This window comes from Sphaerospermopsis kisseleviana CS-549 (genome assembly GCF_028329225.1).
GTDB lineage: Bacteria > Cyanobacteriota > Cyanobacteriia > Cyanobacteriales > Nostocaceae > Sphaerospermopsis > Sphaerospermopsis kisseleviana.
In genome coordinates this window covers 1-2,133 of the sequence record NZ_JAQMTI010000090.1, presented here as the reverse complement: position 1 = coordinate 2,133, position 2,133 = coordinate 1, and the positions used below count along the sequence as shown (strand labels likewise).

3 protein-coding genes are annotated in these 2,133 nt (G+C 42.6%); all 3 read left to right on the top strand.

What is annotated here, in order from left to right; translation table 11 throughout:
- Positions 1-22: 22 nt before the first annotated feature.
- The 3 genes from PN497_RS06700 (at position 23) to PN497_RS06690 (ending at position 1,862) form a co-directional block, all read left to right on the top strand.
- Positions 23-643 (top strand): transposase, encoded by a 621-nt coding sequence (locus PN497_RS06700; protein WP_334310623.1) that lies wholly within the window; start codon positions 23-25, stop codon positions 641-643.
- Positions 644-727: 84 nt separating this feature from the next.
- Complete coding sequence (locus tag PN497_RS06695) at positions 728-892, top strand: hypothetical protein (protein ID WP_272109824.1); 165 nt, start codon at positions 728-730, stop codon at positions 890-892.
- Positions 893-1,172: 280 nt separating this feature from the next.
- The gene (locus tag PN497_RS06690) at positions 1,173-1,862 is read left to right on the top strand and encodes a hypothetical protein (RefSeq protein WP_096571070.1); all 690 of its coding nucleotides are present in this window, start codon (positions 1,173-1,175) and stop codon (positions 1,860-1,862) included.
- Positions 1,863-2,133: the final 271 nt, after the last annotated feature.

The following is a 2,133-nucleotide window of genomic DNA, read 5'->3' as shown; positions in this document are numbered from 1 at the left end:
ATGACCACTCAGACATGAAAGAATTACAAGTTGGGAAAATCCTATAGACAAGGCGGTATGGCAGTTAAAACAGGTATGTCAAGAATTACCATCAAGACCAATCACACTATGGGACATTGAATACGGATGTGCGCCATTCGTAATCAAAACGGCTGAGATTAATGCAGATAAACTGATGCGCTTGCGTTCCAACCTGTGTTTATGGGGAGAACCACCACAATATTCAGGTCGGGGAAAACCAAGAATACACGGTGATAAATTTAAACTCAATGATGAAAGTACCTGGTCTGACCCAGAACAAACTATTGAACTTGAAGATAACAAACTGGGTAGGGTGAGGATTCGTCTGTGGACAAAAAAGCATTTTCGTCTTTCTCCACACCATCCGATGTCAATTATACTGGTGGAAAGACTTCAAATTGATGGTTCACCACGAGTTCTTAAACCAATGTGGTTGGCTTTTGTCGGTGAAGAAATGCCACCTCTAAATGAAGTTTGGAAACTGTACTTGCGACGCTTTGCTGTTGACCATTGGTATCGGTTTATTAAACAACGCTTGCATTGGACGCTACCAAAATTATCAACTCCCCAACAATGTGACCGACGGAGTGACTTAATGCCGCTCATCACTTGGGAGTTATAGCTGGGTCGTGATATCGTCAATGATCATCCTCTCCCGTGGCAGAAACAAATCACTAAACTTACCCCTGGAAGGGTTGCACAAGCGATGCCTGGGATTTTAGTCAGGGTTTCCACTCCTGCCCAACCGCCAAAACCACGGGGTAAATCTCCCGGTTGGAAGACCGGACAGAACAGACAACGTAGAATTCGCTATCCTATCGTTAAAAAGCGTACTTTACCTTCACGTAAAGCCCAGCCAAAAACTGCTTGATTTCTCATTTTTTGAATTTTTTACTTTGCTTTTTTTCAACTCAGCTTCCCTGAGTCATTTTGTGTTTTTAGTCTAAAGTTCAGTTTTAAGACAACCTCTAGGAGAGCCATTATTTTTCCCTATTCCCAGCATTTATTTGCATAATAGCGATTGACAAGTAGAATAAAAGACACTAACTAACGAATTTGCGGCTTGTGGAAAAAATTCATGTAGCTAAAAAGACGTTAGGCTAGATGCGATGGGTGAAATATTTATACCTATTGCCTGGAAATAACAACCCATGCTAACAAAAACACCAAACACCAGCAGCGAATTGGCCACCAACTTATTAGTCCATTATAGTTTTGACCTCAATGGGTATAGTGCCAGTGAGTTAATTAACCATTGGCGAAAAGACTACCCGCTTGATTGGCTACATTTAGCAGTTATTGAAGCTCTGTATCAAGGACGCTATAAAGCGATATCAGTACAACAAATATTAACCTTTTGGCAAAGGCGTGGGCAGGTGTCTCATCATTTCAACATGGAATTTGAACGGATGATTTGTAGCAAATTTCCAGAAAGTCTAACCAAAACATCTGCACCCGTTTTACCAGCCATACCACAAGCAACGCCAATGCACCCAGCCAAGACGACCCAAAAATTACCTGCTTCATCTAGTAATTATTACATCGAGAGTCACACTGCATCAGGATATCAAGCAGATCAAGAACAACAAGTTCGAGCATTAACAACCCCCTCGTTTAAAGTTGCTGCGGATACCAGTAAGAGACAGTTAGCCGCATCTGTGAGTCAAAAGCTCATGACTCAGGGAAGTTTATCTACACCTAAGGAACTACCCCAATTAATGCCAGCAAATGCCAATAATCCCCCAATTGGACAATTTACTCCCCAAAGGAGCGATCGCTCTGATTCCTTTACATCTAAACTCAAAGCCATGACTAGCGAACAGCCAGAATTTACTATTTAGGGGACTGGTGATTGGTGATTGGTGATTGGTGACTGGGGAAGATTAATAACCCAATGCCCAATGCCCAATGCCCAATTAATTAGGGTTTGCTGATAGCGTAGCGTGGCGTTAGCCATATAAATCCGAAAACTTTACAGGTAAAGGGTTTTAGCTATTTTGACTTGTACTGAGCGACTTGTACTGAGCGACTTGTACTGAGCGACTTGTACTGAGCCTGTCCTGAGCCTGTCCTGAGCCTGTCCTGAGCCTGTCCTGAGCCTGTCCTGAGCCT